The sequence below is a fragment of the Ralstonia sp. Ralssp135 genome (assembly GCF_047304345.1).
In the GTDB taxonomy this organism is placed as follows: Bacteria; Pseudomonadota; Gammaproteobacteria; order Burkholderiales; family Burkholderiaceae; genus Ralstonia; species Ralstonia chuxiongensis.
The window spans coordinates 151,559-178,383 of the sequence record NZ_JBGLYZ010000001.1 but is presented as its reverse complement, the minus strand read 5'-3'; the positions used below and the strand labels follow the sequence as shown (position 1 = coordinate 178,383).

The following is a 26,825-nucleotide window of genomic DNA, read 5'->3' as shown; positions in this document are numbered from 1 at the left end:
CGCTACGGTTTTGCAGCGGTCGCCGCAGCGTCGCCACCTTGCGCTTTGATGTATGCCACCAGCGCTGCGAGTTCCTGCTCGCTCAGGTCGAAGTTCGGCATGATGGGCGCGAAGCCTTTGACCACACGCGCTTTCGGATCGCGGATGAAGGCACGCAGATAGGCTTCATCGGCCACAGCGGTTGAGCCGTCGGCCATGGTCTGTGTGGAGCCGTACAAGCCCTTCCATGTCGGGCCGACGCCAGGAGTGCCATTCACCGTGTGGCAGGCGACGCAGCCTTTGGCCTGCGCGAGCGTGTGGCCTTGCTCCACCAGAGCCTGTGCGCTGCCGCCCGCAGCGGCGGGGGCGGCCTGCACTTTCGCCTTCTGGCTCTGCTCGAAGGTGGTCTGCCGCGCGAGCCAGCGGGCAAACGATGCCTCGTCTTCCACGACCACCACACCGCGCATGTTGGAGTGCCCGATACCGCAGAGCTGCGCGCACAGGATGTCGTAGCGGCCTGCCTTGGTGGGCGTGAACCAGAACGTGGTGATCATGCCCGGCACCATGTTCATGCGCGCGCGGAACGGCGGCACATAAAAGTCGTGCAGCACATCGCGCGAGCGCGCCAGCACCTGGATCGGGCGGTTGATCGGCAGGTGCAGTTCGGGGGTTTCGATCAGGTAGTTGTCGCGTCCGTTCGGGTCAGCCGGGTTCATGCCGAACGGGTTGTCGTTGCTCATGTAGCGCACGTCGGTCGTGCCGAGCTTGCCGCCGGGGCCGGCAAAGCGGAAGCGCCATTGCCATTGCTGGCCGAGCACTTCCATCTGCAGGGCGTTCGCTGGCGGGCGCACGTAATCGGCATAGACGAACAGGCCGGGCGCGAGCAGCGCTGCCACACCCACACTGGTGACGCCGATCAGCCACCATTCCAGTCGCGTGTTGTGCGGCTCGTAGGCGGCGCGTTGGTTGGGTTGGCCATCGCGATGGCGATAGCGCAGGAGCGCTGCGACGACGAAGAGGTTGATGGCGACAAACAGCACGCCGGTGATGACGATGGTGATCGTCAGCGTGTCGTCCATGCGCACCCAGTTGGAGGCGATCGGGGTGATCCACCACGGGCTGGCAAAGTGAAACCCCACCGCCAGCACGACGATCAGCACGAGCGCAATCGCAAGGGCCATGGGCACCTCCCGGCGAGGGATTCCCTCAACACGCTAAAGACAGGCTAGGTCGCGCACTCGGATCGTGCAAGGCAACGTAAGGACGAGGCGCACCCAGCGTACAGATAGCGCCGATGTGGCATCTGCGTGCTGCGCCGCAATGCAAAACGGCCGCCTCCGGCATGTGTTGCCAGAGGCGGCCGCCTCCTGATGGCGCCGCTCAGCTTGCGGCGCCGCAGGAAAAAGGGGCGTGTCAGTGCATCGGTTCGCGTACGCGCCGCTCCAGCATGCCGTAGGTGATGGCCGCCGCCACCCCAAACAGCAGGTTCGCCAGTAGCGGCCCCGAGCCGCGCTCCGACACGAACCACGGAAACACGGCCGTCATGCCGTAGAAGTTCACCGCGTACGCCACGATCCCGAAGACCACGCCAACGGCCGCGAGCATGCCCGGGCTCGAATCGAAGTGGAACGGCGCGATGATGGCGCCAAGGATCATCCCCATGATGGCGCCCAGCACGAAGTGCAGCACGAGCGCCGTCACGACGATGCTGTAGCTGAACAGGGACATCTCTTCCAGTGCGCCCCGGCCCATGACCATGGCGGCGATCTTGTGGGTCGGGCGCCATGGGCTTTCATTGAGCACCATGGTCGACCAGAAGAATTCGAGCACGATGACCAGTGCGCCGCCCACGAGGCCGGCCACGCTGGCGGCGAGCCAGTCAGGCATGCGGCGCTCCCAATGATGCGATTGCATGTGCAGTTCCATACGAACCTCCTGCTGATGTATCTACGCAAGCACTTAGGAATCGGAAGCGCCACTTACGGTGCTGCAAAGCGCTGTGCGACAAGTGCCTTGTGCAAGATCAGTCTGGCAGATACGGGTGCCAACGCAAGGTACAAAATCCATGCGCATCGCACAGCACTACGGCGTTCTGCTCGAACGTGAGCATCAGGGTGTCGGCGATGGCCGGGTCTTCGATGAACAGAAGCAGGCTCGGCTCGGGCGACCACGTGTTCGCCGGGGCATCTTCCGGCGGGCCGCCTTCGCCAGAGAGCCAGGGCATGCCGCGCGCGATGGCCCAGGCCAGCAGTTCGGCCTGCCGCGCAGCGTTTTCATCGGCAGACACCGGGTGGGAGAAAGGCTGATGCGCCGTCACGAAGACGGCCCACGGTGCATTGGCTTGCGCAAGCAGAGCCGCCACGCATGGGTTGACGGCATCGATGCGCAGCAGCACGTCGCCCTGCGGTGCGCTGACGCGATACCGCGCGCTGCGGTAAGCGGCAATCAACTCAGGTGCGGGAGCGGGCGGATGACGGTGCATTGTTGCGTCGCATGGTCGCGGCCATCTGATTTGGCGCAACGCAAAAGGGCGTTCGATGTCACAGAATAGCGTGTGGGTGGCCCGAACGCTGCCCCAGCACAGTCAGCACAGTCAACACAGTATTCCGACAACCACTCCCCTGCGAGGCTTGAACCATGTACAAGAAGATCCTGGTCGCCATTGATGGCAGCGAAACCAGCAAGCTGGCCCTGGCCGAGGCCGTGCGCCTGGCCAAGGCATTCCAGAGCACTGTCCGCGCGGTCTATATCGTCGACAGCCCGGCCATGCTGTTTGACGTCGGCTATTACGACCCGACCGAGCTGCGCAAGTCGTTTATCCAGGCCGGCACCGCGCTGCTGGCCGACACCGCCGCAACGCTCACCTCTGCCGGTTTGCAGCAGGAAACGGTGCTGGTGGAAACGCAGAACGTGGGTGAGGATGTGGCTGCCGCTCTGCAAGGCGAAGCGGCGCGCAGTGGCGCCGATGTGGTCGTGATCGGCACGCACGGCCGCCGTGGGCTGGCGCATGCGATGTTGGGCAGCGTGGCCGAGAAGTTCATCCGCCAGGCGACCACGCCGGTGTTGCTGGTGCGCGGCCCGGCCAAAGGCTGAGTTTCGCTGTCGTTGCGCAGGCAGGGCTTCCTGCCTGCGGGTGCCGGATATGATGTTGGGATTCGATTTGCCCCAACCCAGCGTATCCGTCGCCGCCCCATCATGAATATCAATCCCGACGCTGTGCAGCGTCGCGCCATCCGCACCCTCACCGCACTTGAAGGACGCGTGCTCGGCGTTCTGGTCGAAAAGCAGCACACGGTGCCCGACACTTATCCGCTGACGCTCAATGCGCTGGCGGCCGGCTGCAATCAGAAAACCGCACGTGCGCCGGTCATGTCCGTCACCGAAGCCGAGATCCTTACGGCCATCGACGGGCTGAAATCGATGAGCCTGGTCATGGAAGGCAGCAGCAGCCGCGTGCCGCGCTTCGAGCACAACATGAACCGCGTGCTTGGTGTGCCGAGCCAATCGGTCGCGTTGCTTACCGTGCTGTTGCTGCGCGGTCCGCAGACCGCAGCCGAGCTGCGACTGAACGCCGCGCGGTTCCACGCCTTTGCCGATATTTCATCCGTTGAAGCGTTTCTGGATGAGCTGGCTGAGAACGATCCGCCCTATGTCGTCAAGCTGCAGCGTATGCCAGGGGAGCGAGAAAGCCGTTGGATGCACCTGCTCTGCGGTGAAGTTGCGCAAGCCGATATGCGGCAGGGCGACGGCATTGACGAGTCCATCGCACCGTCTGAGTTTGAAGCGCTGAAGGCGGAGCAGAAGCAGTTGACCGACAAGGTGGCCAGGCTTCAGGCGCTAGTCGAGCAGATGGCCGGTGAACTGGGTATCTCGATCGACAAGTCGGTGCTGTAGACGCAACCGGCCGCCCGTATCGGGCGGGGCCGGTCGGTTTGCCTTCAGCTTATGCGCCTGCCGATACGAACAACGTGCAGGCGCCTTCTTCCGCCGCGGACACATTGCGGCGGAAACCCGAGAACAGATCCCGCCCAACGCCGGCGTGGTAATGCGACAGATCAGGCACGCTGACCTGGCGGGCATTCCACTCCGCCTCCGGTACGCGCACCGAGAGCGTGCCCGCTTCGGCATCCAGCACGACGATGTCGCCATCGCGCACGCGCGCCAGCGGCCCGCCGTTGAGCGCTTCCGGCGTGATGTGAATGGCGGCCGGCACCTTGCCCGACGCGCCCGACATGCGGCCGTCCGTCACCAACGCGACCTTGAACCCGCGCTCCTGCAGCACCGACAGCGTCGGCGTGAGCTTGTGCAGCTCGGGCATGCCATTGGCGGCCGGGCCCTGATACGGCAGCACGGCCACGAAATCGCGCTCCAGTTCGCCGGCCTTAAATGCATTGATCAGATCGTCCTGCGCAAGGAACACGCGCGCCGGCGCTTCCACAAAACGATGTTCCGGCTTGACCGCCGACACCTTGATGACCGAGCGCCCGATGTTGCCATCGAGCACGCGCAGGCCGCCGTCCGGCGAGAACGGCTCGGCCACGCCGCGCACGATGTTGGTATCGAGCGAGGCGGCAGCGCCATCGCGCCAGACCAGCTTGTCGCCGTCCAGGAAGGGTTCTTGCGAATGACGGCGCAGGCCTTTGCCCATGATCGTAGTCACGTCGTCGTGCAGGAGGCCCGCATCGATCAGTTCGCGAATCACGATGGAGAGGCCACCCGCGGCCTGGAATTCGTTCACGTCGGCCTTGCCGTTCGGGTACACACGCGCCAGCAGTGGAATCACGCCCGACAGATCGTTGAAGTCGTCCCACGTGAGCAGGATGCCGGCCGCACGCGCCATGGCAACGAGGTGCAGCGTGTGGTTGGTCGAGCCGCCCGTGGCCAGCAGGCCGACGATGCCGTTGACGAAGGCGTGCTCATTCAGCACGTCGGCAATGGGGGTGTACTGGTCGCCGCTGAAGACGAGCTTGAGCGCCTGGCGCGCCGATTCACGGGTGAGCGCTTCGCGCAGCGGCGTGTTTGGGTTGATGAAGGCGGTGCCCGGCAGGTGCAGGCCCATCACCTCCATCAGCATCTGGTTGGAGTTGGCCGTGCCGTAGAACGTGCAGGTGCCGGCGCCGTGGTACGACTTGGATTCGGCTTCCAGCAGGTCGGCGCGCGAGAGCTTGCCCTCGGCGTACAGCTGGCGCGTGCGGGCTTTTTCATCATTGCTGATGCCGGTGGTCATCGGGCCGGCCGGCACGAACACGGCGGGCAGGTGGCCGAACGACAGTGCACCGATCACCAGCCCTGGCACGATCTTGTCGCAGACGCCCAGGTACAGCGCCGCATCGAACATCTGGTGCGACAGCGCCACGGCCGTCGACAGGGCAATCGTGTCGCGCGAGAACAGCGACAGCTCCATCCCATCCTGCCCTTGCGTGACGCCATCGCACATGGCCGGCACGCCGCCGGCAAACTGTGCGGTGCCGCCGGCATCCAGCGCGGCCTGCTTGAGCCACGCCGGAAACGCCTCCAGCGGCTGATGCGCCGACAGCATGTCGTTGTACGCCGAGACAATGCCGAGGTTCGGCCGTTCCAGCGCTTTCAGGCGGATCTTCGCTTCGCCTGGCATGGCCGCAAAACCGTGGGCGAGGTTCGTACACGAAAGCAGCGTACGCTCGACCTTGCGGCCGGCGTTCTTGCGGGTGACGTCCAGATAGGCCTGGCGGGGGCCGCGGCTGCGGTCGATGATGCGCTGGGTGACGGCGGCCAAAGTGCGGTGCAGGGCCATGCGGGTTCTCCTGGGGGGTAGGTCCGGGCAGGACGGAATGCTGTAATTTTCCTACAAATGCGCCGAATGTGGTGCAGGGTTTTCCACAGGTATCGCATCCGATGCAGTGCCGATAACACGGGCGAGCACGCGAATTGCGTGCCAAGAGACGCGCCGAAGCCTACGCTCTGTGGCAAAAGCCTCGCCGGAAACGCTTGCCCGAGCAGTTTCACGAACGCCTTGCTCGCGATGTAGTAATACTACAAAATAAGCTAAAAACACGTGGTGTCTTGCTAGTCAGCTAGGCTAGCCTAATCGATGGCTCACACACAGGAGATGACGATGTCGGTGCCCGCATTCGACATGGTGTTGTTCGGCGGTACGGGCGATCTTGCCCGCCGCAAGCTGATTCCGGCCTTGTTCGATGCGCATCAGGGCGGCGAACTGCACCCGCGTGGGCGGATATTCGCCATCGGCACGCAGCCGCTGGAGACAGCCGGCTACCTTGCCCTGCTGGAGCGCGAAACGCGCCCGACCATGCGCCTGTACTCCGGCGCGCCCGTTTCCGACGACGCTTGGGCCTCGTTTGCCGAGCGCATCGTTTATCAGCAGGTCGACGCCCGCAAGCCCGAGCAGTTCGACGGATTGGCCGCCGCGCTGGGTGAAGACCGCGCCCCGGTAACCGTGTGCTACTTGGCCACCGCCCCAGGTTTCTTCATCGACATCTGCGCGCAACTCGCCCGCGTCGGGCTGAATACGCCCAATGTGCGGCTGGTGCTGGAAAAGCCGCTGGGCACCGATCTCGCGTCGAACGAGCGTATCAATTCCGCCGTGGCGCAATTCTTTGCCGAAGACCAGATCTACCGGATCGACCACTACCTCGGGAAAGAGTCCGTCCAGAACCTGATGGCGATCCGCTTTGGCAACGCGCTGTTCGAGCCGCTGTGGCGCCGCGAGTGGATCAAGGACGTGCAGATCACCATTGCCGAGCAGCTTGGCGTGGAAAAGCGCGGCGATTTCTACGACGGTGTCGGCGCGCTGCGCGACATGGTGCAGAACCACCTGCTGCAACTGCTGTGTATTGTCGCCATGGAGCCGCCGTCGAGCCTGTCGCAAGACGCCATCCGCGATGAGAAGCTGAAGATCCTCAAGGCGCTCAAGCCGATCCCGCTGCAGGAAGTGCCCGAGAAGACCGTACGCGGCCAGTATCTTGAAGGCGCCATTGCGGGGCAGCCGGTGCAGGGTTATCTGCATGAACAGGGCATTCCGCCGGACAGCCGTACCGAAACGTTCGTCTCGATCAAGGCCGAGATTGCCAACTGGCGCTGGGCCGGCGTGCCGTTCTACTTGCGCACCGGCAAGCGCATGCCGCAGCGGCTGGCGGAGATCGTGGTGCGTTTTCACGACGTGCCGCACGCGCTGTTTCCCAAGCCGCTGATCCAGTTTCCGGAAAACCGTCTCGTCATCCGCCTGCAGCCGGAAGAGAGCATCCGCCTGCAGTTCCTGACCAAGACGCCGGGCGCGGCGCTCGGCCTGCAGCCGTCCACGCTGGACCTGGACTTTACCGACCACGGCGGCGTGCGCCATGCCGGCGCGTATGAGCGTCTGCTGATGGACGCCGTCAACGGCAAGCTCGGTCTGTTCGTGCGCCGCGATGAGCAGGCCGAAGCCTGGCGCTGGGTCGAACCGATCATTGAAGCGTGGAACGAAGCACGCATTCCGCCCAAGGGTTACACCGCAGGCAGTTGGGGCCCGGCGGCATCGAGCGCGCTGCTCTCACGCGACAACGCTGCCTGGCACGAGGAGATGTAATGGCAATGCGCTGGCACGCAGTTCCAGACGCCGCGGCGCAGGTGCAAGCGTTGGCAGCGTCCATTGCCAACACGCTCACATATGTGATCGAAGAACAGGGCAGCGTGTGCCTGGCCGTGTCGGGCGGGCGCTCGCCTGTTGCGCTGTTTGCCGCGTTGCGCGTGTTGCCGCTGCGCTGGGCCGATGTGTCGATCACCTTGGTTGACGAGCGTGCCGTGCCGCCCGAGCATGCCGACAGCAACGCGCGCCTCGTCCGCGAGCACCTGTTGCAGGATGCCGCAGCTGCAGCACGCTTTTTTCCGCTGGTGTTGTCACCGCACGTGCATGGCGAATCGGTTGACGTGGATGCATGCGTGGCGACTGCCAATGATCCGTTTCAGCAACCCGACGTAGTGATTCTCGGTATGGGGGACGATGGGCATACCGCATCGTTGTTTCCCGACGCGCCTGAATTGAACGAGGGCATCGATCGCACGCAGGCTCCGGCTTATCTGCCTGTGCGCCCGGGCACAGCGCCGCATCGGCGTATCAGCCTGAATCTGTCTGCGTTGTGTGCGGCGCGGCGGTTGTTCCTTTCGATCTCGGGACCGGTCAAGCGCGGTGTGTTCGACGATGCCGCGCGAGGCGTGGCACAGCGTGCGCTGCCGGTGAGCTACGTCATTCATCAGCGGGAGGTACCGCTCGATGTCTATTGGACTACATGAGGTGAACGCGGGCACGGGGGCCGACCAATTGGCCGACATGCTGGCCTACCCGCGGCTGGTGGCCGATGTTGGCGGCACCAACGTGCGCTTTGCGGTGGAGATGGCGCCCATGCGCCTGGCCCACATCGGTGTGCTGGCCGGCGATGACTACCCTTCGCTCGAAGCGGCCATGCGCGCGTATCTGGCATCGCTGCCGCCGGAGATCGCTGTTGCTGGCGTGCGCCATGCGGCCATCGGCATCGCCAATCCGGTGCTGGGTGACCAGATCCGCATGACCAACCGCGATTGGGCGTTCTCGATCGAGGCGATGCGGCAGTCGCTGGGCTTCGACACCTTTGTCGTGCTCAACGACTTTGCCGCGCTGGCGCATGCGTTGCCGTATCTGCCTGCAGAGGAACTGGAACAGGTGGGTGGCGGCGCGAGCCTGGCCGATGCACCGCGGGCGCTGCTCGGCGCTGGCACGGGCCTGGGCGTTGCATCGCTGCTGCCGACGCAGGAGGGCCGCTACATCGCCGTGGCGGGCGAGGGCGGCCATGTCGCCTTTCCGCCCATGAGCGACGAGGAGGCCGTCATCTGGCGCTTCGCACGCGAGCGCTTCGGCCATGTGTCGGCCGAGCGGCTGATCTCCGGCATGGGCCTGGAGCTGATTTACGAGGCGCTAGGTGCGTGCTTCGATCTTTGGCAGCAAGGCCCCACCTTGCGCCGCGCCGCCGACATCACCGCCATCGCACTCGGCGAGATGGAAGATGCCGCTGGCGACCACGCACGCTGCCGCTATGCCGTCGATACGTTCTGCGCGTTTCTCGGCACCATCGCGGCCAACCTGGCGGTCACGCTGGGTGCGCGCGGCGGCGTGTACATCGGCGGCGGCATCGTCCCGCGTCTGGGGCCGGCGTTTGCCAACTCACCGTTCCGGCGCCGCTTTGAAGACAAGGGCCGCTTCTCCGCCTATGTGGCATCGATGCCGGTGTACGTGATTCATTCTCCGTATCCGGGGCTGATCGGCCTTTGCGCTGCGATGGACCACGCGGTGGCCCAGGGGCACTGACGCAACGCTCGCGTTACTCAGGCTGATCGGCGTGATGGAGTGCGCTGCCCTTGCGCAGCGCCACTTCCAGCACCAGCGCATCGAGCAGCGCCAGGTGCAACAGGCGCGCGACCATTGAACGGTCGGCTACGGCATCGTCCACGTCGGCGGGCAGCACCACATCGGCGAGTGCCGCGAGCGGGCTGTCGGGCGCTGTCACGGCAATCACGTGCACGCCCAGTTCGCGCACGCGCTCCACCGCTGTCTGCAGTTCGGGCAACGCGCCCGATTTGGAAATGGCGATCACCACATCGCCCGCCTGCAGCACGTTCAACGACATCGACACGAGATACGGATCGCTATACGCATTCGCGGGAATGCCGTAGCGGAAGAATTTCGTCTGCGCATCGAGCGCCACCACGCCCGAGCTGCCGAAGCCGTACAGGTCGATGCGGTGTGCGCTGTCGACCAGCGCCACCGCTGCATCGAGCGTGCGCGGGTCGAATCGATCTTGCAGCGTGGTGAGCGAATCGATGGCGTTCTGCAGGACGCGCGTGCCCGAGGGGGATGCGATGCGCGCCGGCGCGGTATCCCGGGCGACGTTGCCTTGCGCTAGCCGCAGCTTGAAGTCCGACAGGCCGTGGCAGCCCATTGAGCGGCAGAAGCGGATCACGGTCGGCTGGCTGACACCGGCCTCACGCGCGATGGCGGCCACCGGCAGGCTCAGCACCGTACCGGGCTGGCGCAGCACCCAATCCGCCACCTGGCGTTCGGCCGGCGAGAGCGACGGGCGCGCCGCGCGAATGCGCTCGCGCAGGTCGGTCGGTGAATCAGGGGTGGCGGGGGAAGTGGCTTGCTGGGCGCTCATCTGCGCGCGGGTTCGAATGGCGGATCGCATCACGATAAAGGCAAGCGCTGCCTTGCGCAACCGCCCGGCGAGGGGTTGCTAGATGCAGCGCGCTCCGGATGCAACTGACTGTTTTCGCACTGTTGCGAGGGCAAGGCGTTGGATACGGTGAACGACGCCCACGTCGTCACAAGCGGCGTGGTCCTGCAACGTCGTACACCTCAAAAGGACATCCGATGCTCCGTACTGATCTCCCCATGCAGCACCTTTCTACTTTGTGCCGACAACTGGCTTGTGCATGGCCCCTGGTGCTCGCCGCCGGGCCGCTGCATGCCGCCACCGATTGGGTCGACACCCACACGAAGGCGTTCGTGACCGGCCCGCAACTCATGGCGCGCGGCGCCGCCAACGAGGTCGCGCCCGGCCAGACCGCCGATGTGCTGATCAGCCTCAAGCTGCGCAATGAGGCCAGCCTTAAGGCGCTCGCCCACGACGTCAACGACCCGCGCAGCCCCCGCTACCGCAAGTACCTGACCAGCGAGCAGTTCCTGGCCGACCACGCGCCCACGCAGGCGCAGGTGGACGCCGTGGTGCGCTATCTGCGGCAGAACGGTTTTATCGATATTGACGTTGCGCCCAACCGGCTATTGGTGTCGGCGCGCGGTACGGCGGGCACGGTCAAGGCGGCGTTCAACACGCCGCTGGTGCATTACCAGCTAGCAGGCCGCAGCGGGTTTGCGAACAGCGGTAAGGCTCAGGTGCCACGCGCCCTGGGCGGCATCGTCGGCTCGGTGCTGGGCCTGCAGAATGTGGCGCGTGCGCGTCCGCTGCTGCGTGTGGGCGATGTGGCCGAAGCGCGCACGTTGGCTGCGGGCACCGCGACGGGCCACTATCCGAAAGAATTCCCGGCGCTGTACGGCGCGACCGGCGTGCCGACGGCGGCGGGCACCACCGTGGGCGTCATCACCATCGGCGGCGTATCGCAAACGCTGCGTGACCTGCGCACGTTCACGAGCAGCAACGGCTACGCCGCGGTGTCCACCACCACGATCAAGACCAACGGCACCAGCGGCAACTACACCGATGATCAGGAAGGCCAGGGCGAGTGGAACCTCGACAGCCAATCCATTGTGGGTGCGGCCGGCGGCACGGTCGGCAAGCTGGCCTTCTACATGGCCGACATGAACGCGCCGGGCAACACGGGCCTGACCAAGGCCTTCAACAAGGCGGTGACCGACAACACCGCCAAGATCATCAACGTGTCGCTCGGCTGGTGCGAGAACGACGCCAGCGCCGACGGCACGCTCGACGCTGAAGAGGCCATCTTCACAACTGCCGCGGCGCAGGGGCAGACGTTCTCCGTGTCTTCGGGCGACGAGGGCGTCTACGAGTGCAACAACCGCGGCTATCCGGACGGCGCCAACTACAGCGTGTCGTGGCCGGCGTCGTCGCCGCACGTGCTCGCCATTGGAGGCACCACGCTCTACACGAGCGGTTCCAGCTTCGCCAGCGAGACCGTGTGGAACGAAGGCCTGGACGGCAACGGCAAGCTGTGGGCCACCGGCGGCGGCATCAGCCAGATCCTGCCGGCACCGAGCTGGCAGGGCGGCAATGCGCGGCTGTTGCCCGATGTGTCGTTTGACGCGGCGCAAAGCACGGGTGCCTACATCTATAACTACGGGCAACTGCAGCAGATTGGCGGCACAAGCCTGGCTTCGCCCATCTTCGTCGGCTTCTGGGCACGGCTGCTGGCGGCCAACGGCAACCTGGGCTTCCCGGCGGCGCGTCTGTACAGCGCCATTCCGGCCAACGCGTCGCTGCTGCGCTATGACGTGGTCTCGGGCAACAACGGCTACCAGGGCTACGGTTACAGCGCCGCCAAGGGCTGGGACTACCCGACGGGTTGGGGCAGCCTGAACATCGGCGCGTTGAACCAGTTGATCAAATCGGGCGGATTTTGATGCGGAGGTGAGTTTGCGGGCGGTTTTGGACAAAGCGCCAACCGCCCGCGCGGCGGTTCTACAATGGGCCTTCCCCGGCTTATTCTTGATTCGTCATGCGCGTACTGCTCGTGGAAGACGACGACATGATTGGCGACAGCGTGCGCAAGGGTTTGCGCCACGACGGTTTCGCCATCGATTGGGTGCGTGACGGCGAGGCCGCCGTACACGCCATCACGGCGCCTGGTGCCGCCGGCGCAGAGTCCGGCACCACCATGTTCGACCTCATGCTGCTCGACCTCGGCCTGCCCAAGCGCGACGGGCTGGACGTGGTGCGCGAACTGCGCCAGCGCGGCATCGCCATCCCGATCCTGATCCTGACCGCACGCGATGCGGTGGCCGACCGCGTGGCCGGTCTCAATGCGGGCGCAGACGATTACCTCGTCAAGCCCTTCGACCTACAGGAACTGGCGGCACGCATGCACGCGCTGCTGCGCAGACAAGGCGGCCGCGCCGATCCGCTCATGCGCCACGGCGAGGTGCTGCTCAACCCCGTCACCCGCGAGGTGCTGCGCGCGGGGGTGCCGGTCAAGCTGTCGGGCCGCGAGTTTGCGGTGCTGCATGCGCTGCTGGCGCGGCCGGGCAAGGTGTGGTCGATCGCCCAGTTGCAGGACAACCTTTACGGCTGGGATGAAGAGGTCGGCAGCAACACGGTCGAGGTCTACATCCACGCGCTGCGCAAGAAGCTCGGTAGCCATTTCATCCAGAACATCCGCGGCGTGGGGTATGTGATTCCACGTGAGGCGTCAACGTCGCCTGTGGAACCTGCCGACGGCGACTCGCACCAATAAGCCATGCAATCGATCCGTAAAACCCTGCTGTGGTGGCTGGCCGGCGGCCTGCTGGCGGGCATTGTCATTGCCACCGGCCTGATCTACGCGCAGGCGCGCCAGGAAGCCAACGCGCTGTTCGACTACCAGATGCAGCAGGTGGCCGCCGCGCTGCCGAGCCAGTGGATCGACCCGCCGCCGCCGGCGCTGGCCGGCATTGCCCGTGACGACGACGTCGTGATCCGCATTTGGGACGGCACCGGCCGCAGCCTTTATCTCTCGCACGCGCGGCCCGATCTGCCGGACCAGGCGGAGCTGGGCTTTTCCGACGCGAATACGCCGGAAGGCCCGTGGCGCATCTACAGCGTCGCGTTCGGGCCCGCCGTGGTGCAGATCGCCCAGCCATACAGCGCGCGGCACGAGGTGGCGGCGCGCATGGCGCTGCGTACGGTCGCACCGTTGCTGATCCTGCTGCCGCTACTGGGATGGATCGTGTGGCTGGCGGTCGGGCGTGGGCTGGCGCCGCTGGGTTCGGTAGCGAAGCAGGTGCAGGCGCGCGACGCGGCAGCGCTGTCGCCGTTGCCCACGCAGGGTTTGCCTGACGAGATCCGCCCGCTGACGAATGCATTGAACGATCTGCTTGCGCGACTCGGCACCGCGCTCGCGCACCAGCGCGCGTTCGTTGCCGATGCCGCACACGCGCTGCGTACGCCGCTGGCCGCCCTCAAGCTGCAGTTGCAGGTGGCTGACCGCGCTGAAAACGAAGACGAACGCCGCGCCGCGCATGCCGATCTGCATCGCGGTGTGGAACGCATGATTCGCCTCGTTGGCCAGTTGCTGACGCTCGCCCGGCAGGAGCCGGGCGCTGCCGATACGCAGCGCGCAACGGTTGCGCTCGAGGCGGTGGCGGCCGACGTGGTTGCCGAACTGTCGCCGGCGGCAGTGCAAAAGAGCATTGACCTGGGGATCGCAGTGGAGTCGCAGCCCGCATCCGTTATCGGTAATGCCGATGCGCTGCGCGTGCTGCTGGTCAACCTTGTCGACAACGCACTGAAATACTGTCCAGCCGGGGCGCGCGTCGATGTGTCAACCGAACATACGCCCGACGGTGGCGCGCAGCTCGTGGTGGAAGACAACGGCCCTGGCATCCCTGCGGAGGAACGCGAACGCGTGCTCGATCGCTTTTATCGGCCAGCGCAGGCACCCACGGGCGGTAGCGGCCTCGGCCTCGCCATCGTGCGCGAGATCGCCCAGGCGCACGACGCAACTCTGGCACTGGAAGCGCGCGAGGGTGGCGGCTTGCGCGTGGTGCTGCGCTTTCCATTCAAGGCCAATGCGTAGAAACATTTTGTTTCGTGTGATGTGCGCGTGCGCCTTGCACCTTTAAGTCTCGTTTAAGTCTGCCCGCCTACGATGCCTTCAACCGATGGGCACGACAGGCGACTCCGCAGGCCGTGACCCTCGTGCTAAGCAAGAGAGGACACGACAATGACGCGTCAAACCCTGGCACGCAGTGCGGCTGGCCTGGCCGCTGTGGTCGCCGTTGCAGGCGGCTACGCCTATCTGCAGAAAGACATGATTTCGCGTGCGGTGGCGGCACCCGTGGCCACCGCAACGGCAACGACCGCGCCGGCTCCTGGCGCAGCTGCGGTGGCTGTGGCGGCGCCGATGGACTTCTCCGGCATCGTCGATCGCTACGGCCCGGCGGTGGTCAACATCAGCACCACCGCGCACGCGCAGCGCACGAGCATGCAGGGCTTGCCGCCCGGCATGAGCCCGGATGATCCGTTCTCCGAATTCTTCAAACACTTCATGCCTCAGATGCCGCAACAACGCGGCGACCAGATCGTGCGCGGTCTTGGCTCAGGCTTCATCGTCTCGGCCGATGGGCTGATCCTGACCAACGCGCACGTGGTGGATGGCGCGCAGGAGGTCAACGTCAAGCTGACCGATCGTCGCGAGTTCAAGGCCAAGGTGCTGGGCGTCGACAAGCAATCCGACGTGGCAGTGCTGCGCATCTCCGCCAAGAACCTGCCGGTGGTGCAGATTGGCAGCCCAGCCAATACCAAGGTGGGTGAGCCCGTGCTGGCCATCGGTTCGCCGTACGGTTTCGAGAACACCGTCACTGCAGGCATCGTGAGCGCCAAGTCGCGCTCGCTGCCGGACGATACCTATGTGCCGTTCATCCAGACCGATGTGGCCGTGAACCCGGGCAACTCGGGCGGCCCGCTGTTCAACCAGCGCGGCGAGGTGATTGGCATCAATTCGCAGATCTACAGCCAGACCGGCGGCTACCAGGGCCTGTCGTTTGCCGTGCCGATCGATGTGGCGATGAAGGTGGAGCAGCAGCTTGTGTCCACCGGCAAGGTCACGCGTGGCCGCCTGGGCGTTGCGGTGCAAGAGGTCGACCAGTCGCTTGCCGATTCCTTCAAGCTGCCCAAGCCAGAAGGCGCATTGGTCAACTCGGTCGAAGACGGCGGCCCCGCAGCCAAGGCCGGCCTGCAACCTGGCGACGTGATCCTGCAGATTGGCGATGCACATATCGACCGGTCGGGTGATCTGCCCGAGCAGGTGGCCGACATCAAGCCTGGGAGCACCGTCCCGCTGCAGATCATCCGCCAGGGCAAGCAGACCACGCTGACTGTGACCGTCGGTGCAGCCAAGGACGCCAAGGTGGCGTCCAGTGAAAAGGCTGCGCCGGACCAAGGCCGCCTGGGCTTGGCGGTGCGACCGCTGCAACCGGAAGAGAAGCGCCAGAACGGCCTGCCTGGCGGCCTCGTGGTGATGGACGTAACCGGCCCGGCGGCCAAGGTCGGCATCCAGCCCGGAGACGTGATCCTGTCGCTCAATGGCACGCCGGTGTCATCGGTGCAGGAGTTGCGCACGCTGGTGGATCGTGCCGGCAAGCATGTCGCGCTGTTGGTGCAGCGTGACGATACGAAGATCTTCGTGCCTGTGGATCTGGGTTGACGTAAATCTAGGCTAGGCGCTATCTCTCCTCGAATAGCCGGTCCTCTGGGCCGGCTTTTTTTGTTTCCGTCTTGCCGGCCCTCCGGCTCTGTCGGGAAAACCCTGCCTTGACTTCTAATATATCAATTAATAGATTTTGATATATCAGAAATTGGCTGACCAGGGACATGCCTGCTCGCAAGGATGCAGTCCTTCGGTAGAGGCCAATACAAAAAGCAGAGAGGAGACGCATGCAATACCCCCGCCACCGGCGGTGGGCGCCAACTCGCGCCCATACGCTTTTCGCGCCTTCACGACGCACGTTGCAGCGCAATACCGGCGCGTGCTGATCCGCCCATTCGGCGCTCGTATTCCCACGCGCGCCCGCCCCCACCAAATGCGCGCTGCTCCGCCTGCGAGCGGCTCGCACGCGCGCTGAATTCACACCCATACGAAGAAAACGAGGAGAACAAAACGATGACCCATTCAAGAGCGGTGCGGCCAGCGCGTGCCTGCATCGGCCTGATCTGCCTGTCTGTCAGCCTTGTGTTGACCGGCTGCGGCGGTGGTGATGGCAGCAGTAGCGACATCGCCAGCAGCGGTGGTGGTGTCGCCACCAGCCCTGGAACAGGCCCTGGAGTCGGCACCGGTACATCTACGACAACGTCCACTGCGCTCTGGCCGGCCACGGCGCTTTCTGATCCGGCCGTGCAGGGCAAGGAGCCGCCGCTGCCCACCACGGTGTGCGCGACCTTGAGCGCCACCTTGACCAAGAACAGCAAGGGGCTGCTTGACGCGTCGGTGGATGCGCCGCCGGCCGACTCTCAGCCCGACACCGCCAACATTCAGGCGGCCATCAACGGTTGTCCTGCCGGACAAGCGGTGAAGCTGGTCAAGGGAAGCCAAGGCCAAAACGCTTTCCTCAGTGGTCCGATCGTCTTGCCGGGGTCCGTCACGCTGTGGGTCGATGCGGGGGTGACACTGTTCGCCTCGCGTAAGCCGTCTGACTACCAGATCAGCGGCAAGAACAATTGCGGCGAAACCGCCAGCAGCGACAACGGCTGCAACGCGCTCATCACAACGACGCCCAACGGCAACGGTGTGGTCGGCGACGGCGTGATCGACGGCCGCGGCGGCGAAGTGCTCACCTCCGGCCTGTATGCCAACAAGCTCACGTGGTGGGATGTCGGCGCGCTGACCAAAACCATGAGCAACGCCAGTCAGAACAACCCGCGCCTCATCCAGGTGAATGGCGGCAGCAACTTCAGCCTCTATCGAATTACGTTGCAGAACGCGCCGAAGTTCCACGTTGTCACCAGCGGCGTCAGCGGCGTGACCGCCTGGGGCACCAAGATCCTGACGCCCTCGCTCGAATACTCCGTGGCAGGCTACCAATGCGCAGCCAACACGACGCCGGTCGTCTCAGGTTCGCCCAATACCACCACACCCAGCACCTGTTTTACGCCTGCCACCGTCAAAAACACAGACGGCATCGACCCGGGCCAATCGCAGAACGTGCTCATCGCGTTCAACCACATCAGCAACGGCGACGACGGCATCGCCATCAAGTCGCACGCCAGCACCACGGGCCCCGTTTCCAACGTGCAGATCCTGCACAACCGCTTCTATTTCACGCACGGCATGTCGCTCGGCAGCGAAACGGACAGCGGCATGAACGGCATCACGATCCGCGACCTGACCATCGATGGCTTTGACATGGGCGCCACCAGCGGCTTTCGCATCAAGACCGACGATAGCCGTGGCGGTGAAGTCAAGAATGTGACGGTTGACGGTGTGTGCGCACGGCGCGTGCAACAGCCGATCGTGATGGACCCGTACTACGGCGACGCTTCCGGCTCGGCCAAGGCGCTTTACCCGAACCTTCACGACATCACGGTGCGCAATTTCCGCTACCTAGATGTGGCCGGCTCCGTCTACGACGGCGCCAACGCGGCCTTGTTGCTGCGCGGCTACCAGTCGCAGAGCCAGTTCAACTATCTCTACAACGTCGTCTTCGACAACGTGGTCTTTGATTCTCTGCCGGGTTGGGCAACGACCAAGCTGACGAATCCCGTGCCGTCCTATGCGGAGTTGACGATGGGTTCGGGGCCGGTGTCGTTTGCCAGCCTGCTGCTCGCGGGCCAGGACATCAACCACGTCCACATCTTCGACAACCGGACGGCAACCCCGGCGCCCTATGACTGCTCGAGCGCGTTCGTGGACTTCCCCGCAGTGAATGCGCCGATGTCGATTCACTGAGCACAACTACGGCCCGCTCACACCAAAAGAAGAAGAGGAGACAACAATGACAAGAACGTTCAAGCGCGCAGTTGTGGTTGCAGCCCTGCCGGCACTGCTGTTGGCGGGCTGCGGCGGAGATGGTGGCACCGGCACCGCCAGCGCTACCACCGGCGGAAGCGGCGGCTCGGCTACAACGGCCAGCCTCGCTTCTGTGAATGTGTCCGAGACCGCCAGCCAGACGAGCGCCGCCGTTGGCGACCGGGTGATCTGGACGATCACCGCCGTGAACAATGGAAGCGGCGCCACCGGGGATACCGTTTCGCTGGTGGCCACCGTGCCCGGCAACGTCGGCGGTATCGCGGTGAACGCGCAGGGTGCAACATGCGGCCCGGCAGTCAGCACGCTCACGTGCACCATTCCTGCGGGGCTCGCAGCCGGAGCCGCCGCGACCGTCACCCTGACGGCCACGGCCACAGCCGCCGGTAGCCTCACCAGTTCTGTTTCGACGTCCGGCGAAGGGGTGTCGGGCTGCGCGGCCCAGGGCAGTTGCAGTACGTCAGTGACGGTCGCGGCGGCTTCCGGAGGAACGGGGTCTTCCGGTGGTTCGTCGTCAGGCTCGACGAACGCGGTCGGGTTGGTTCCCGCCAATGGAGAAACCGCCGCCTATGTCGACACGCGGCTGCAACTCAGCTTTGACGCCACACCTACCTTGGGTGCGACCGGCTTGATCAAGGTCTTCAATGCCACCACGGGCGCGCAGGTCGACCAGATCGATATCAGTGGCGCACCGGTCACCGCCGGCGGCGAAACGCAGACGTACATGCCGGCCGCCAACACCGAGATCGACACGCTGGGCAACAACACCGGGCTGACCCAGTGGCGGTATGTGTACTACACGCCGGTCACGATTTCCGGCAACACGGCCACCATCCGCTTGCACGACAACATGCTCAGCAACGGCACCAAGTACTACGTCACCATCGACAACGGTGTATTGGCCGGCAAGATGAACGGTACCCCCTTTGCGGGCATCACCTCGCCTACGGCGTGGACCTTCACGACCAAGGCCGCCCCGGCATCCCAGACGGCCGTGACCGTCGCCAGCACCGGCACGGCGGACTTCCGGACCGTACAGGGTGCGCTCGACTGGATCATGCGCAACAGCAGCGCGAACGCGTCGGCCAGCAAGACGATCACGATCCAGGATGGCAGCTACAACGAGCAGCTGTTCCTGCGTAACGTGAATAACCTGACGATCTCGGGCCAGAGCCAGGCGGGCACCATCGTCTACCAGGACAATTCGGAGTCTTACAACCCGGGCACCGGCGGCAGCAAAACAGCACCGGCCACGACGCTGACGACGGAAGGCAGCGGCACCCGGCGCGCCCTGGGGGGCGGAAGATCCGTCCTTCTGGTGGAGGGCTCCGACCTGCTCAAGCTCACCAACTTCACGTTGCAGAACTCGCACGTCAGACAATCGAACTTCAACAACCAGGCCGAGGCGCTTTACTACAACACCTCAACCCTGACCGCCAGCCGCATGGTGGCAAGTTTCATGAACTTCCTGAGCGCGCAGGATACGATCCAGACCAAGGGCTGGGTCTGGTACTACAAGTCCTACATTGCGGGAAACGTCGATTTCATCTGGGGCTCGCCCTATGCGGCACTGTTCGAGCAGAGCGAGCTGCATACGACGTTTGACCCGATCGCCGGTTCGGGCGGCAGCTACAGCGTCAACGCCATCATCCAGGCACGTGCGGCCACGGGCTACCCGGGCTTCGTGGTGCTCAACAGCGCGTTGACCGCGGATGCCACGGTGCCTGCGGGGACCACCTATCTCGCACGATCCCTGACTGGTGCCACCCAGGCCGCGAACAGCTACTGCACCCAGCAGTACACGGGCACCGGCAGTTTCGGCAATGCTCAACTGTATTGCGACACAGCTGCGTACATCAGCACGAAGATGGGCGCACACATCGCAAGCGGCGGCTGGCAAGATCCGAACACCAACGGCGCCATGGCACCGTACCCCGGAACACCAACCGCAACCGCAGGGTGGCGTGAATGGCTGAGCATGGACGCGGCCGGCAATGCGTTGAGCATGTCGGGGCGCGATACCCAATACGCCACCAGCGCCATTGATTTGAGTGGGCTCAACACCACCGCCAAGGTGTTCGCCAGCTTCAAGGATGGCAACGGCGCGAGCTGGACGCCCACGCCCTGATTTCACGGACAAGCGTGACGGATGCAGCGGCGCGTGCCCTTTCAGGCCCGCGCCGTTTTTTCATGGGATCAGCGGGTGCTGCAGAGCCTTGCCGTTGCACGGTCCAGTGCAATCCGATGCAGGGTGTCGAGCGATTTCTCATGCACGACACGGCCGATGTCGTTCGCCACCTGCATCGGGCAATCCGCCTGGCTGCGTGCGGGGGCAGCATCGCGCAGGGCTTGCAGAATGGATTTCTGCAACCCGTCCAGCTTGGGGCGGATCACATCCGGCAGGCTCTGACGCTGCGCGGTGGGCGCAGCACCGGCCCGGCGCCAGTCGTTCAGCAGGGCGTATTGCACTTCCTTGTTCGCCTCGATCTGGTCTGTGAAGACATCGCTCACGTCCGCGGCTGCCAGGCCGTAGGCTGGCGCCTGCGCCGAGGCATTGGCGATGACCTTGGCTTCGCGTGCCGGGTCGTAAACCGACTTGCCGCTGTCCCATTTGCTCAGCGCAACCTGGTCGGCGGTGACCAGGCGATCCGCCAGATGGCGGAGCAGCGGTGCAAAGGCGCCGTCCTGGGCGTGGGCCTGGGTGGCGAAGCTTGCAGCCAACAACAGAGTGCAGGCGATTCGGGGTGTCATCAACGTGTTAAGGGCGTTCTTCATGCTAGGTACCGGTCGATTGCCGCGTGTCATGAAACTGGGAGCGGCCATCATACCGAAGCGCTGATCGAACGACGTGCGCAACGTTGTTCCGATGCCCGCCGTTAGGGCGTTTGCACGTGCTGTCTGCCATAAACCCAGGTATCATGCGGGCTGCGCGCCGTGTTTGTCTGCAAAGCCTGCGGCGGCGCGGCTAGCTGAGCATACGACGATGGATTTTTACCCCGATCTGGAAGGTTTGCCGCTGTTTGCCAAACCCGCTTTCGGCTGGGAGGAACCAGCGTCTGCATCGCCAGCCGAAACGTCCCCCACCAAACCCCGCCGCTTGCGCCGATGGCGCGGCCCAATCACGCATTGGGAACGCGGCTACCGCTCCCACTACTACCGTGACAAGCGCGGCAAGAAGCTCGGTGAAATCCACCTGAGTCCGCGCGGCCAGGCGCCGCTGCTTTACCGCTGGCTGGCCGGCACGCTCTCGGGCATCGAGGGGTCGCTCACGCACGCGCGCATGCGGGTGGAAGAGGCGATCGGGTTTGGGATGCGGCAGATGGCGCTGTTCTGAGCCACCCGCCCGGCGTGCCGCTGGGCACGGTCGATGCGTCAACTTTGGGTTCACCACGACGAGGAGAACCCATGCCAACCATCGTCCGCATCTTCACAGACCACGCCGCTGCTGAGGCAGCCCGCCAAGCCGTGTTGAACACCGGCCTCACGCTGGAGCGCGTCGCGCTGTCGCACCAGGGTGACGAGGCAGGTGCCTTGTGCGGCAACTTCCTTTGCGGCGACTACGAGCCCGGCGGCGAAAACGCCGAGACCTACGAGCGCAAATTCCAGAACGTCGTGATCGGCGGGCGCTTTCTGCTGACCATCGACGCCGAGCCCACGCAGGTGGACGCCGCTGAAGCCGCGTTGCAGCCCGCTGGCGGACATGCCGTAGACGATCTCGGACCGAAGCCATGACATTGCGCGGCGGTCCTCGAAGGCAAGCGTTGCAGTCATCGCCGCACGTTCATGCTGAGGACTGCCGATCCGGCCTCGCACCCCATCCGAGATCGTTCGTGCGCCCACATTGGCCACGCTGGTGCAAACGTTCCGTGCCACGCAGGCGACGGTCCATGCATGTAGATTTGGTGGCCTGATCGCGTGCGTACGGCTTGCGCGGTAGCATTTCGCTCCTTCAATCTCGAGCAAGACACCATGCGAACGTCAACAAAAGGTTTGCTTTCAGCGCTCCTGGGCCTGCTGTTGATTGCGGTGGGCTTGGTTGCTTTCCTCTTTCTCGTGTCCGGTGTGAGTCAGGGAATGCGGGCAGGCGGCGGGTGGGGCGCATTGTTTATCCCGCTGGTCCTGGGACTCGTCATGCTGGTGGCAGGTGTGGTGACTTGGTTCTCGGGTCGCAATGCTGACAAGAAATCCGAGAATAAGGCGCAGTACAAAAAGAGCCGCAGCCGCGGCATTTGACCCGCGCCATATGGTTGGCCCCCACCGCCCGGTGATATTGCCTCACCACGCCCTCACGTAGAATCCTCCCGCTTGAAACCCCGGGGAGTGCTCATGCTGGATCCTGGCGTCGCCATTGCCACGTCGGCGCTGATGAGCTTTGTGCTTCTGGGGCTGCTCGGTTCGTTGCTGCGCGCTGGCAAGTCCGGCATTGCCGAATGGTTTGGTGCCAATCTGGCCGTGGTGCTGGCCCTACCCTTGATTCTGCTGCGCGGGAAGATTCCCGACAGCCTCTCGGTTGTTGTGGCGAACGTCCTGTTGGCGCTCGGTGGTGCTGCGTACTACGCGGGCTGCGCGCGCTTTCTCGGCCGTCGGCCGCAGTGGCCGATCTTGCTGGCAGGCGTGACGGCGGTAGGGGTGGCGGTCATCTACTGGCGCTACGCCGTCGACAGCATCCCCATGCGGGTGTTTTCGACCACGCTGTTTTCCGCTGCATTCTGCACGGCACTGACGTGGATGCTGGTACGCCATTCGCCCGCCGGTCGACCGACCTATCCGTATCGGGTAACGGCCATCATTGCTTTCGTGTTCGGCGTTTGTCAGCTCGTACGCGGCTTCTATTTCCTGACGCTGGATGCGGCTTCCAGCCCGAGCATGTTTGCCAGCGCCGGCAGCGTGCTGCTGCTCGTGGTGGCGGCGGCGATCATGCCCATCCTGTCGATGTCGGCCATGCTGATGGTGCATGACGCGCTGCTGGCCGACGCGCGCGATGCGTCCAACCGCGATTTTCTGACCGGTGCGCTGTCGCGCCAGGGCTTTGAGGCGCTGGCGCGCCGCCATGTCGGCCGTGTGCAGCAGCACGCCAGGCCGCTGGCATTGCTGATTCTCGATCTGGATCATTTCAAGCGCATCAATGACAGCCTCGGGCATGCCGCCGGCGATGCGGTGCTGCGCGCGTTCGTGCAGATGGCGCAAGCGCAACTGCGGCCGACCGACGTGCTTGGGCGCATCGGCGGCGAAGAGTTCGCGCTACTGCTGCCCGACACAGACAGCGGCAACGCCATGCATCTCGCAGATCGCTTGCGCAAAGCTGCTGCCGTGCAAGTTGTCATGGCCGGTGCGCAGCCCTGCCGCTACAGCATCAGCGGTGGCGTGGCGGCGTGGCAACCCGCTGAATCGTTCGACCGGCTGAGCGCACGCGCAGACCGCGCGCTGTACGACGCCAAGCATCAGGGGCGCAACCGGATTTGCGCTGCCGATGCTGGCAACGCCGTTCCGGTGGTGTAGCGCCGCCCGCAAGGCAACGGCAATCCGTGCGGCGTAGCATTTCGCTCCTAAATTTCAACGGGAGCCCGCCATGTCGAAGACGCAGTATTACGCCGCTACCACCCTGGACGGCTTCATCGCCACGACGGATCACTCGCTCGATTGGCTGATGCAGTTTGGCTCACTGGAAGGCACGAGCTACGACGGCTTCATTCGCGACGTCGGCGCGCTGGCCATGGGTGCGTCCACCTACGAATGGCTGCTGCGCGAACTGGCCAAGCCGGGCCCTGAGGGGCAAGCGCAGCCATGGCCTTACGTGCAGCCTGCGTGGGTCTTCACATCGCGCACCCTGCCGGCGGTGCAAGGTGCAGACATCCGATTCGTGCGTGGCGATGTGGCGCCCGTCCACCGCGACATGCTCGCCGCAGCCGGCGGACGCAATCTCTGGATCGTTGGTGGTGGGGAACTCGCCGGCAAGTTTCTCGATGCAGGGCTGCTTGACGAACTGATCGTGCAGGTGATGCCTGTCACGCTGGGCACCGGGCTGCCCCTGTTGCCGCGCCGCATCGTGCAGCCCGCGCTCAAGCTCACTTCCGCCGTGCCCTACAAGAAACCTTCGTGGAGATGCGCTACGAGGTTGCGCGCGGGTAGCGCCGGGGCCGGATGACCGAGCCAAGCATCGCGGCGCATTAGCAAGTTGCCTGCCCGCAGCGCCCAATACGGCGCCATTTCTTGCGCTTCGGCATGCCGCTGTTTTGCGCAAAACCTGTCGATTTGACAACGCTGTCGGCGTCTCCTTTTCTGGACTGGCTTTCCGTCCACCAGGCAGGAGATGACGATGCATCGACAGGCTCACTTTTTGATCCGGCGCCGCGCGGCCAATGTTGCTGCGTGGCTGGCGTTCGGTTTGGCGGCGTCGTCCGCGTTGGCCGATGTGGGCGTGGGTGCCGCGCTGCCGCCGTCGCCCGACAAGCTTTACGGCGACTTGTTCGTGGCCGTGCAGACCGCGCAGGTGTATCCCGATCAGAAGACGTTTGTCGATGCGGTGCCCAAAGCCGCACCGGCTGCGATCCTGCAGGCTTACCAGGCACAGAAGAACGTACCGGGTTTTTCGCTCAAGGCGTTTGTCGATCAGTACTTCACGCCGCCGGTGGAGACGCCCGTGACACCGCCTGCAGGGCAGACCTTGCGCGCCCACATCGACTGGCTCTGGCCGGCGCTCACGCGCACGACGACCACCGCGCCTGACAACAGCTCGCTCATCCCGCTGCCCAAGCCGTACGTCGTGCCCGGCGGCCGTTTTCGCGAAGGCTATTACTGGGATACCTACTTCACCATGCTCGGGCTGCAGGAGGCCGGCCGCGAAGACCTGGTGGACAACATGCTCGACAACTTCGCCTATGCCATCGACCAGTTCGGCCACATTCCCAACGGAAATCGCACGTATTACCTGAGCCGCTCGCAGCCGCCGTTCTTTGCGTTGATGGTCGAGCTGGCCGCGCAGCAGGAGGGTGATGCGGCGCTCAAGCGCTACCTGCCGCAACTGCGCAAGGAGTATGCGTACTGGATGCGCGGCGCCGCCGCCACGCCCGCTGGGCAGGCGAGCAGCAACGTCGTCGTTATGCGCGACGGCGCTGTTCTCAACCGCTACTGGGACGACCAGGACACCCCGCGCCCGGAGTCCTATCTGCAAGACGTGACCACCGCGCAGCAAACACCCGCACGCCCTGCCAACGAAGTCTGGCGCGACCTGCGCGCAGCAGCTGAAAGCGGGTGGGATTTCAGCTCGCGCTGGTTTGGCGACAACGCCACGCTGGGCACCATTCGCACCACGTCGATCGTGCCGGTGGATTTGAACAGCCTGATGTTCCAGCTGGAGAAGACCATTGCGCGCGGCTGCACAGCGGCGCGCGATTTTGCGTGCACGGTCGAATATTCCGTGCGCGCCGGAAAACGTGCCGTCGCCATCGAGCGCTACCTGTGGCACCCCGCAGGCTACTACGCAGACTACGATTGGCAGCTCGGCCGCATTCGCGACAACAAGTCTGCCGCGATGACGTATCCGCTGTTTGTGGGCGCAGCACGGCCAGACCGCGCGTGGAAGACGTTGCAATGGACGCAGCAGGCGCTGCTGCAGGTGGGTGGGCTGTCCACCACTACCTTCAAGACTGGCCAGCAGTGGGATGCCCCGAACGGTTGGGCGCCGCTGCAATGGATCGCGCTGCGTGGTGCGCAGCGGTACGGCTGGCAGCCGCTCGCGCAGGCGATCGGCGAGCGCTTTCTCGGCAGCGTCGAGCAGCTCTACGCCAGCCAGCAGAAGCTCGTCGAGAAATACATCGTCGATGGAACGGGCACGGGCGGTGGTGGAGGGGAATACCCGTTGCAGGACGGGTTTGGCTGGACCAACGGTGTCACGCTCAAGCTGCTGGATGCGTATGGCCGCGGGCAGTAAGCTGGCGGTTTCATCCGCCGCTACGAGTGCCTCGCATGCCCATCGAACTTGACCGCGACGTCCGCGAAGAGGCTGTTCAATCCATCCAGCGCTACTTCACCGAGCACATGGAAGAGCGCATCGGCAACATCCAGGCCGGTGCGCTCCTGAGTTTCTTTCTGGAAGAGATCGGCCCGGTGGTCTACAACCTCGCCGTGCAGGAGGCGCAGGAGCGCCTGCACACGCGCGTGGCCGAGCTGGACTACGAGTGCCACCAGGAGCCGTTCGGATACTGGAAGAAATTCGACAAGCGCCGATAGTTCCCCGCTACCATGCCCGGATTCCATCGGGCTGCTTCGCTTCCATGTCTTCCTTGCGCGCATTCTTCAGCACGGCCTTCCGTTGGCAGCGCGGCCGCCAGGGCACCGGCTACGACAAGATGCTGCTGGCCACCGCGCTGTGGCCCATTCCGTTCGACAGTTACCTGATCCGCTACCCGGACGGTTCGGAAATTCCGCCGCATACCGACCCCGTCACCAACGGTCGCCACTATCGGCTGAACATCGTGCTGAAGTCGCCGCGGGCGGGCGGCGAGTTCGTCTGCGCCCGACCGATCTTCCAGACAAGGCGCATCAAGCTCTTCCGTCCCGATGCGTGCGAGCACAGCGTGACGCGCGTGGTGGGTGGCAGCCGATATGTGCTGTCGGTGGGGTGGGTGTTAGGGCCGCGCGCGTGAGGG

General features: G+C 64.7%; 24 protein-coding genes and 1 pseudogene. 19 read left to right on the top strand and 6 right to left on the bottom strand.

Features of this window, described 5'->3' with window-relative positions; translation table 11 throughout:
* Positions 1 to 2 precede the first annotated feature (2 nt).
* The 3 genes from ACCD03_RS00780 to ACCD03_RS00770 form a co-directional block, all read right to left on the bottom strand.
* On the bottom strand, positions 3 to 1,160 hold the full coding sequence (locus ACCD03_RS00780; protein WP_413410515.1) for a c-type cytochrome: 1,158 nt from the start codon (positions 1,158 to 1,160) through the stop codon (positions 3 to 5).
* A 232-nt stretch (positions 1,161 to 1,392) separates the two neighbouring features.
* Positions 1,393 to 1,905 (bottom strand): hypothetical protein, encoded by a 513-nt coding sequence (locus ACCD03_RS00775; protein ID WP_045205726.1) that lies wholly within the window; start codon positions 1,903 to 1,905, stop codon positions 1,393 to 1,395.
* Positions 1,906 to 2,002: 97 nt separating this feature from the next.
* Positions 2,003 to 2,461, bottom strand: a complete 459-nt coding sequence (locus tag ACCD03_RS00770; protein ID WP_413410514.1) for a DUF3293 domain-containing protein — start codon at positions 2,459 to 2,461, stop codon at positions 2,003 to 2,005.
* A gap of 155 nt (positions 2,462 to 2,616) precedes the next feature.
* Between ACCD03_RS00770 and ACCD03_RS00765 the strand changes: the two genes are divergently transcribed.
* Positions 2,617 to 3,072 carry a universal stress protein gene (locus ACCD03_RS00765; RefSeq protein ID WP_413410513.1) on the top strand — a complete coding sequence of 152 codons (456 nt, stop codon included), beginning with the start codon at positions 2,617 to 2,619 and terminating at the stop codon, positions 3,070 to 3,072.
* Positions 3,073 to 3,174: 102 nt separating this feature from the next.
* Positions 3,175 to 3,873: a YceH family protein gene (locus ACCD03_RS00760; RefSeq protein WP_413410512.1), complete on the top strand. Its 699-nt coding sequence runs from the start codon at positions 3,175 to 3,177 to the stop codon at positions 3,871 to 3,873.
* A gap of 49 nt (positions 3,874 to 3,922) precedes the next feature.
* Here ACCD03_RS00760 and edd read toward each other — a convergent pair whose 3' ends face one another.
* The gene (gene edd / locus ACCD03_RS00755) at positions 3,923 to 5,752 is read right to left on the bottom strand and encodes a phosphogluconate dehydratase (protein ID WP_413410511.1); all 1,830 of its coding nucleotides are present in this window, start codon (positions 5,750 to 5,752) and stop codon (positions 3,923 to 3,925) included.
* A gap of 321 nt (positions 5,753 to 6,073) precedes the next feature.
* Between edd and zwf the strand changes: the two genes are divergently transcribed.
* Genes zwf through ACCD03_RS00740 form a run of 3 tightly spaced genes read left to right on the top strand, consistent with a single transcriptional unit; the run spans position 6,074 to position 9,295 of the window.
* Positions 6,074 to 7,543, top strand: coding sequence for a glucose-6-phosphate dehydrogenase (zwf, locus tag ACCD03_RS00750; RefSeq protein WP_045205731.1), 1,470 nt, complete (start codon positions 6,074 to 6,076; stop codon positions 7,541 to 7,543).
* Positions 7,543 to 8,247 (top strand): 6-phosphogluconolactonase, encoded by a 705-nt coding sequence (gene pgl, locus ACCD03_RS00745; protein WP_413410509.1) that lies wholly within the window; start codon positions 7,543 to 7,545, stop codon positions 8,245 to 8,247. The genes zwf and pgl overlap by 1 nt, the downstream gene beginning before the upstream one ends.
* Positions 8,228 to 9,295, top strand: coding sequence for a glucokinase (locus tag ACCD03_RS00740; RefSeq protein WP_413410508.1), 1,068 nt, complete (start codon positions 8,228 to 8,230; stop codon positions 9,293 to 9,295). The genes pgl and ACCD03_RS00740 overlap by 20 nt, the downstream gene beginning before the upstream one ends.
* Positions 9,296 to 9,308: 13 nt before the next feature.
* Here ACCD03_RS00740 and ACCD03_RS00735 read toward each other — a convergent pair whose 3' ends face one another.
* Positions 9,309 to 10,142, bottom strand: coding sequence for a MurR/RpiR family transcriptional regulator (locus tag ACCD03_RS00735; protein WP_252693948.1), 834 nt, complete (start codon positions 10,140 to 10,142; stop codon positions 9,309 to 9,311).
* 215 nt (positions 10,143 to 10,357) lie between these two features.
* Here ACCD03_RS00735 and ACCD03_RS00730 point away from each other — a divergent pair, with 215 nt between their 5' ends.
* The 6 genes from ACCD03_RS00730 (at position 10,358) to ACCD03_RS00705 (ending at position 20,305) form a co-directional block, all read left to right on the top strand.
* Positions 10,358 to 12,082 carry a protease pro-enzyme activation domain-containing protein gene (locus tag ACCD03_RS00730; RefSeq protein WP_413410507.1) on the top strand — a complete coding sequence of 575 codons (1,725 nt, stop codon included), beginning with the start codon at positions 10,358 to 10,360 and terminating at the stop codon, positions 12,080 to 12,082.
* Between the two features lie 95 nt (positions 12,083 to 12,177).
* The gene (locus ACCD03_RS00725) at positions 12,178 to 12,912 is read left to right on the top strand and encodes a response regulator transcription factor (RefSeq protein WP_413410506.1); all 735 of its coding nucleotides are present in this window, start codon (positions 12,178 to 12,180) and stop codon (positions 12,910 to 12,912) included.
* 3 nt (positions 12,913 to 12,915) lie between these two features.
* Positions 12,916 to 14,232 carry an ATP-binding protein gene (locus tag ACCD03_RS00720; protein ID WP_413410505.1) on the top strand — a complete coding sequence of 439 codons (1,317 nt, stop codon included), beginning with the start codon at positions 12,916 to 12,918 and terminating at the stop codon, positions 14,230 to 14,232.
* A gap of 147 nt (positions 14,233 to 14,379) precedes the next feature.
* On the top strand, positions 14,380 to 15,861 hold the full coding sequence (locus ACCD03_RS00715; RefSeq protein ID WP_413410504.1) for a DegQ family serine endoprotease: 1,482 nt from the start codon (positions 14,380 to 14,382) through the stop codon (positions 15,859 to 15,861).
* A gap of 456 nt (positions 15,862 to 16,317) precedes the next feature.
* Positions 16,318 to 18,099: a glycoside hydrolase family 28 protein gene (locus ACCD03_RS00710; RefSeq protein ID WP_413410503.1), complete on the top strand. Its 1,782-nt coding sequence runs from the start codon at positions 16,318 to 16,320 to the stop codon at positions 18,097 to 18,099.
* Positions 18,100 to 18,145: 46 nt separating this feature from the next.
* A complete protein-coding gene (locus ACCD03_RS00705; protein ID WP_413410502.1) occupies positions 18,146 to 20,305 on the top strand; it encodes a pectate lyase in 2,160 nt (719 codons plus the stop codon).
* Positions 20,306 to 20,373: 68 nt separating this feature from the next.
* Here the strand turns inward: ACCD03_RS00705 and ACCD03_RS00700 are convergent, their stop codons facing one another.
* Positions 20,374 to 20,952, bottom strand: a complete 579-nt coding sequence (locus ACCD03_RS00700) for a chorismate mutase (RefSeq protein WP_413410679.1) — start codon at positions 20,950 to 20,952, stop codon at positions 20,374 to 20,376.
* Between the two features lie 208 nt (positions 20,953 to 21,160).
* On the opposite strand from ACCD03_RS00700, the gene ACCD03_RS00695 reads away from it, so the two are divergent.
* The 8 genes and pseudogenes from ACCD03_RS00695 to ACCD03_RS00660 all read left to right on the top strand — a co-directional run bounded on the left by ACCD03_RS00695 (position 21,161) and on the right by ACCD03_RS00660 (position 26,822).
* Entirely contained in the window at positions 21,161 to 21,511 is a 351-nt protein-coding gene (locus tag ACCD03_RS00695) for a hypothetical protein (RefSeq protein WP_024977928.1), read from the top strand.
* A gap of 71 nt (positions 21,512 to 21,582) precedes the next feature.
* Positions 21,583 to 21,909: a hypothetical protein gene (locus ACCD03_RS00690; RefSeq protein WP_045205742.1), complete on the top strand. Its 327-nt coding sequence runs from the start codon at positions 21,583 to 21,585 to the stop codon at positions 21,907 to 21,909.
* Positions 21,910 to 22,146: 237 nt separating this feature from the next.
* Positions 22,147 to 22,410: a hypothetical protein gene (locus ACCD03_RS00685; RefSeq protein ID WP_325650889.1), complete on the top strand. Its 264-nt coding sequence runs from the start codon at positions 22,147 to 22,149 to the stop codon at positions 22,408 to 22,410.
* A 93-nt stretch (positions 22,411 to 22,503) separates the two neighbouring features.
* Positions 22,504 to 23,676, top strand: a complete 1,173-nt coding sequence (locus ACCD03_RS00680; protein WP_325650887.1) for a GGDEF domain-containing protein — start codon at positions 22,504 to 22,506, stop codon at positions 23,674 to 23,676.
* Positions 23,677 to 23,746: 70 nt separating this feature from the next.
* A pseudogene (locus ACCD03_RS00675) lies at positions 23,747 to 24,306 on the top strand (dihydrofolate reductase family protein).
* 187 nt (positions 24,307 to 24,493) lie between these two features.
* Positions 24,494 to 26,107, top strand: a complete 1,614-nt coding sequence (gene treA, locus ACCD03_RS00670) for an alpha,alpha-trehalase TreA (RefSeq protein ID WP_325650884.1) — start codon at positions 24,494 to 24,496, stop codon at positions 26,105 to 26,107.
* A gap of 35 nt (positions 26,108 to 26,142) precedes the next feature.
* Positions 26,143 to 26,406, top strand: a complete 264-nt coding sequence (locus tag ACCD03_RS00665) for a DUF2164 domain-containing protein (RefSeq protein ID WP_024977923.1) — start codon at positions 26,143 to 26,145, stop codon at positions 26,404 to 26,406.
* Positions 26,407 to 26,450: 44 nt separating this feature from the next.
* Entirely contained in the window at positions 26,451 to 26,822 is a 372-nt protein-coding gene (locus ACCD03_RS00660) for a 2OG-Fe(II) oxygenase (RefSeq protein WP_413410501.1), read from the top strand.
* Positions 26,823 to 26,825: the final 3 nt, after the last annotated feature.

Coding starts and splice junctions, on each gene's coding strand:
- ACCD03_RS00780 (WP_413410515.1), bottom strand. CDS start 1,160: ATGGCCCTTGCGATTGCGCTCGTGCTGATCGTCGTGCTGGCGGTGGGG.
- ACCD03_RS00775 (WP_045205726.1), bottom strand. CDS start 1,905: ATGGAACTGCACATGCAATCGCATCATTGGGAGCGCCGCATGCCTGAC.
- ACCD03_RS00770 (WP_413410514.1), bottom strand. CDS start 2,461: ATGCACCGTCATCCGCCCGCTCCCGCACCTGAGTTGATTGCCGCTTAC.
- ACCD03_RS00765 (WP_413410513.1), top strand. CDS start 2,617: ATGTACAAGAAGATCCTGGTCGCCATTGATGGCAGCGAAACCAGCAAG.
- ACCD03_RS00760 (WP_413410512.1), top strand. CDS start 3,175: ATGAATATCAATCCCGACGCTGTGCAGCGTCGCGCCATCCGCACCCTC.
- edd (WP_413410511.1), bottom strand. CDS start 5,752: ATGGCCCTGCACCGCACTTTGGCCGCCGTCACCCAGCGCATCATCGAC.
- zwf (WP_045205731.1), top strand. CDS start 6,074: ATGTCGGTGCCCGCATTCGACATGGTGTTGTTCGGCGGTACGGGCGAT.
- pgl (WP_413410509.1), top strand. CDS start 7,543: ATGGCAATGCGCTGGCACGCAGTTCCAGACGCCGCGGCGCAGGTGCAA.
- ACCD03_RS00740 (WP_413410508.1), top strand. CDS start 8,228: ATGTCTATTGGACTACATGAGGTGAACGCGGGCACGGGGGCCGACCAA.
- ACCD03_RS00735 (WP_252693948.1), bottom strand. CDS start 10,142: ATGAGCGCCCAGCAAGCCACTTCCCCCGCCACCCCTGATTCACCGACC.
- ACCD03_RS00730 (WP_413410507.1), top strand. CDS start 10,358: ATGCTCCGTACTGATCTCCCCATGCAGCACCTTTCTACTTTGTGCCGA.
- ACCD03_RS00725 (WP_413410506.1), top strand. CDS start 12,178: ATGCGCGTACTGCTCGTGGAAGACGACGACATGATTGGCGACAGCGTG.
- ACCD03_RS00720 (WP_413410505.1), top strand. CDS start 12,916: ATGCAATCGATCCGTAAAACCCTGCTGTGGTGGCTGGCCGGCGGCCTG.
- ACCD03_RS00715 (WP_413410504.1), top strand. CDS start 14,380: ATGACGCGTCAAACCCTGGCACGCAGTGCGGCTGGCCTGGCCGCTGTG.
- ACCD03_RS00710 (WP_413410503.1), top strand. CDS start 16,318: ATGACCCATTCAAGAGCGGTGCGGCCAGCGCGTGCCTGCATCGGCCTG.
- ACCD03_RS00705 (WP_413410502.1), top strand. CDS start 18,146: ATGACAAGAACGTTCAAGCGCGCAGTTGTGGTTGCAGCCCTGCCGGCA.
- ACCD03_RS00700 (WP_413410679.1), bottom strand. CDS start 20,952: ATGAAGAACGCCCTTAACACGTTGATGACACCCCGAATCGCCTGCACT.
- ACCD03_RS00695 (WP_024977928.1), top strand. CDS start 21,161: ATGGATTTTTACCCCGATCTGGAAGGTTTGCCGCTGTTTGCCAAACCC.
- ACCD03_RS00690 (WP_045205742.1), top strand. CDS start 21,583: ATGCCAACCATCGTCCGCATCTTCACAGACCACGCCGCTGCTGAGGCA.
- ACCD03_RS00685 (WP_325650889.1), top strand. CDS start 22,147: ATGCGAACGTCAACAAAAGGTTTGCTTTCAGCGCTCCTGGGCCTGCTG.
- ACCD03_RS00680 (WP_325650887.1), top strand. CDS start 22,504: ATGCTGGATCCTGGCGTCGCCATTGCCACGTCGGCGCTGATGAGCTTT.
- treA (WP_325650884.1), top strand. CDS start 24,494: ATGCATCGACAGGCTCACTTTTTGATCCGGCGCCGCGCGGCCAATGTT.
- ACCD03_RS00665 (WP_024977923.1), top strand. CDS start 26,143: ATGCCCATCGAACTTGACCGCGACGTCCGCGAAGAGGCTGTTCAATCC.
- ACCD03_RS00660 (WP_413410501.1), top strand. CDS start 26,451: ATGTCTTCCTTGCGCGCATTCTTCAGCACGGCCTTCCGTTGGCAGCGC.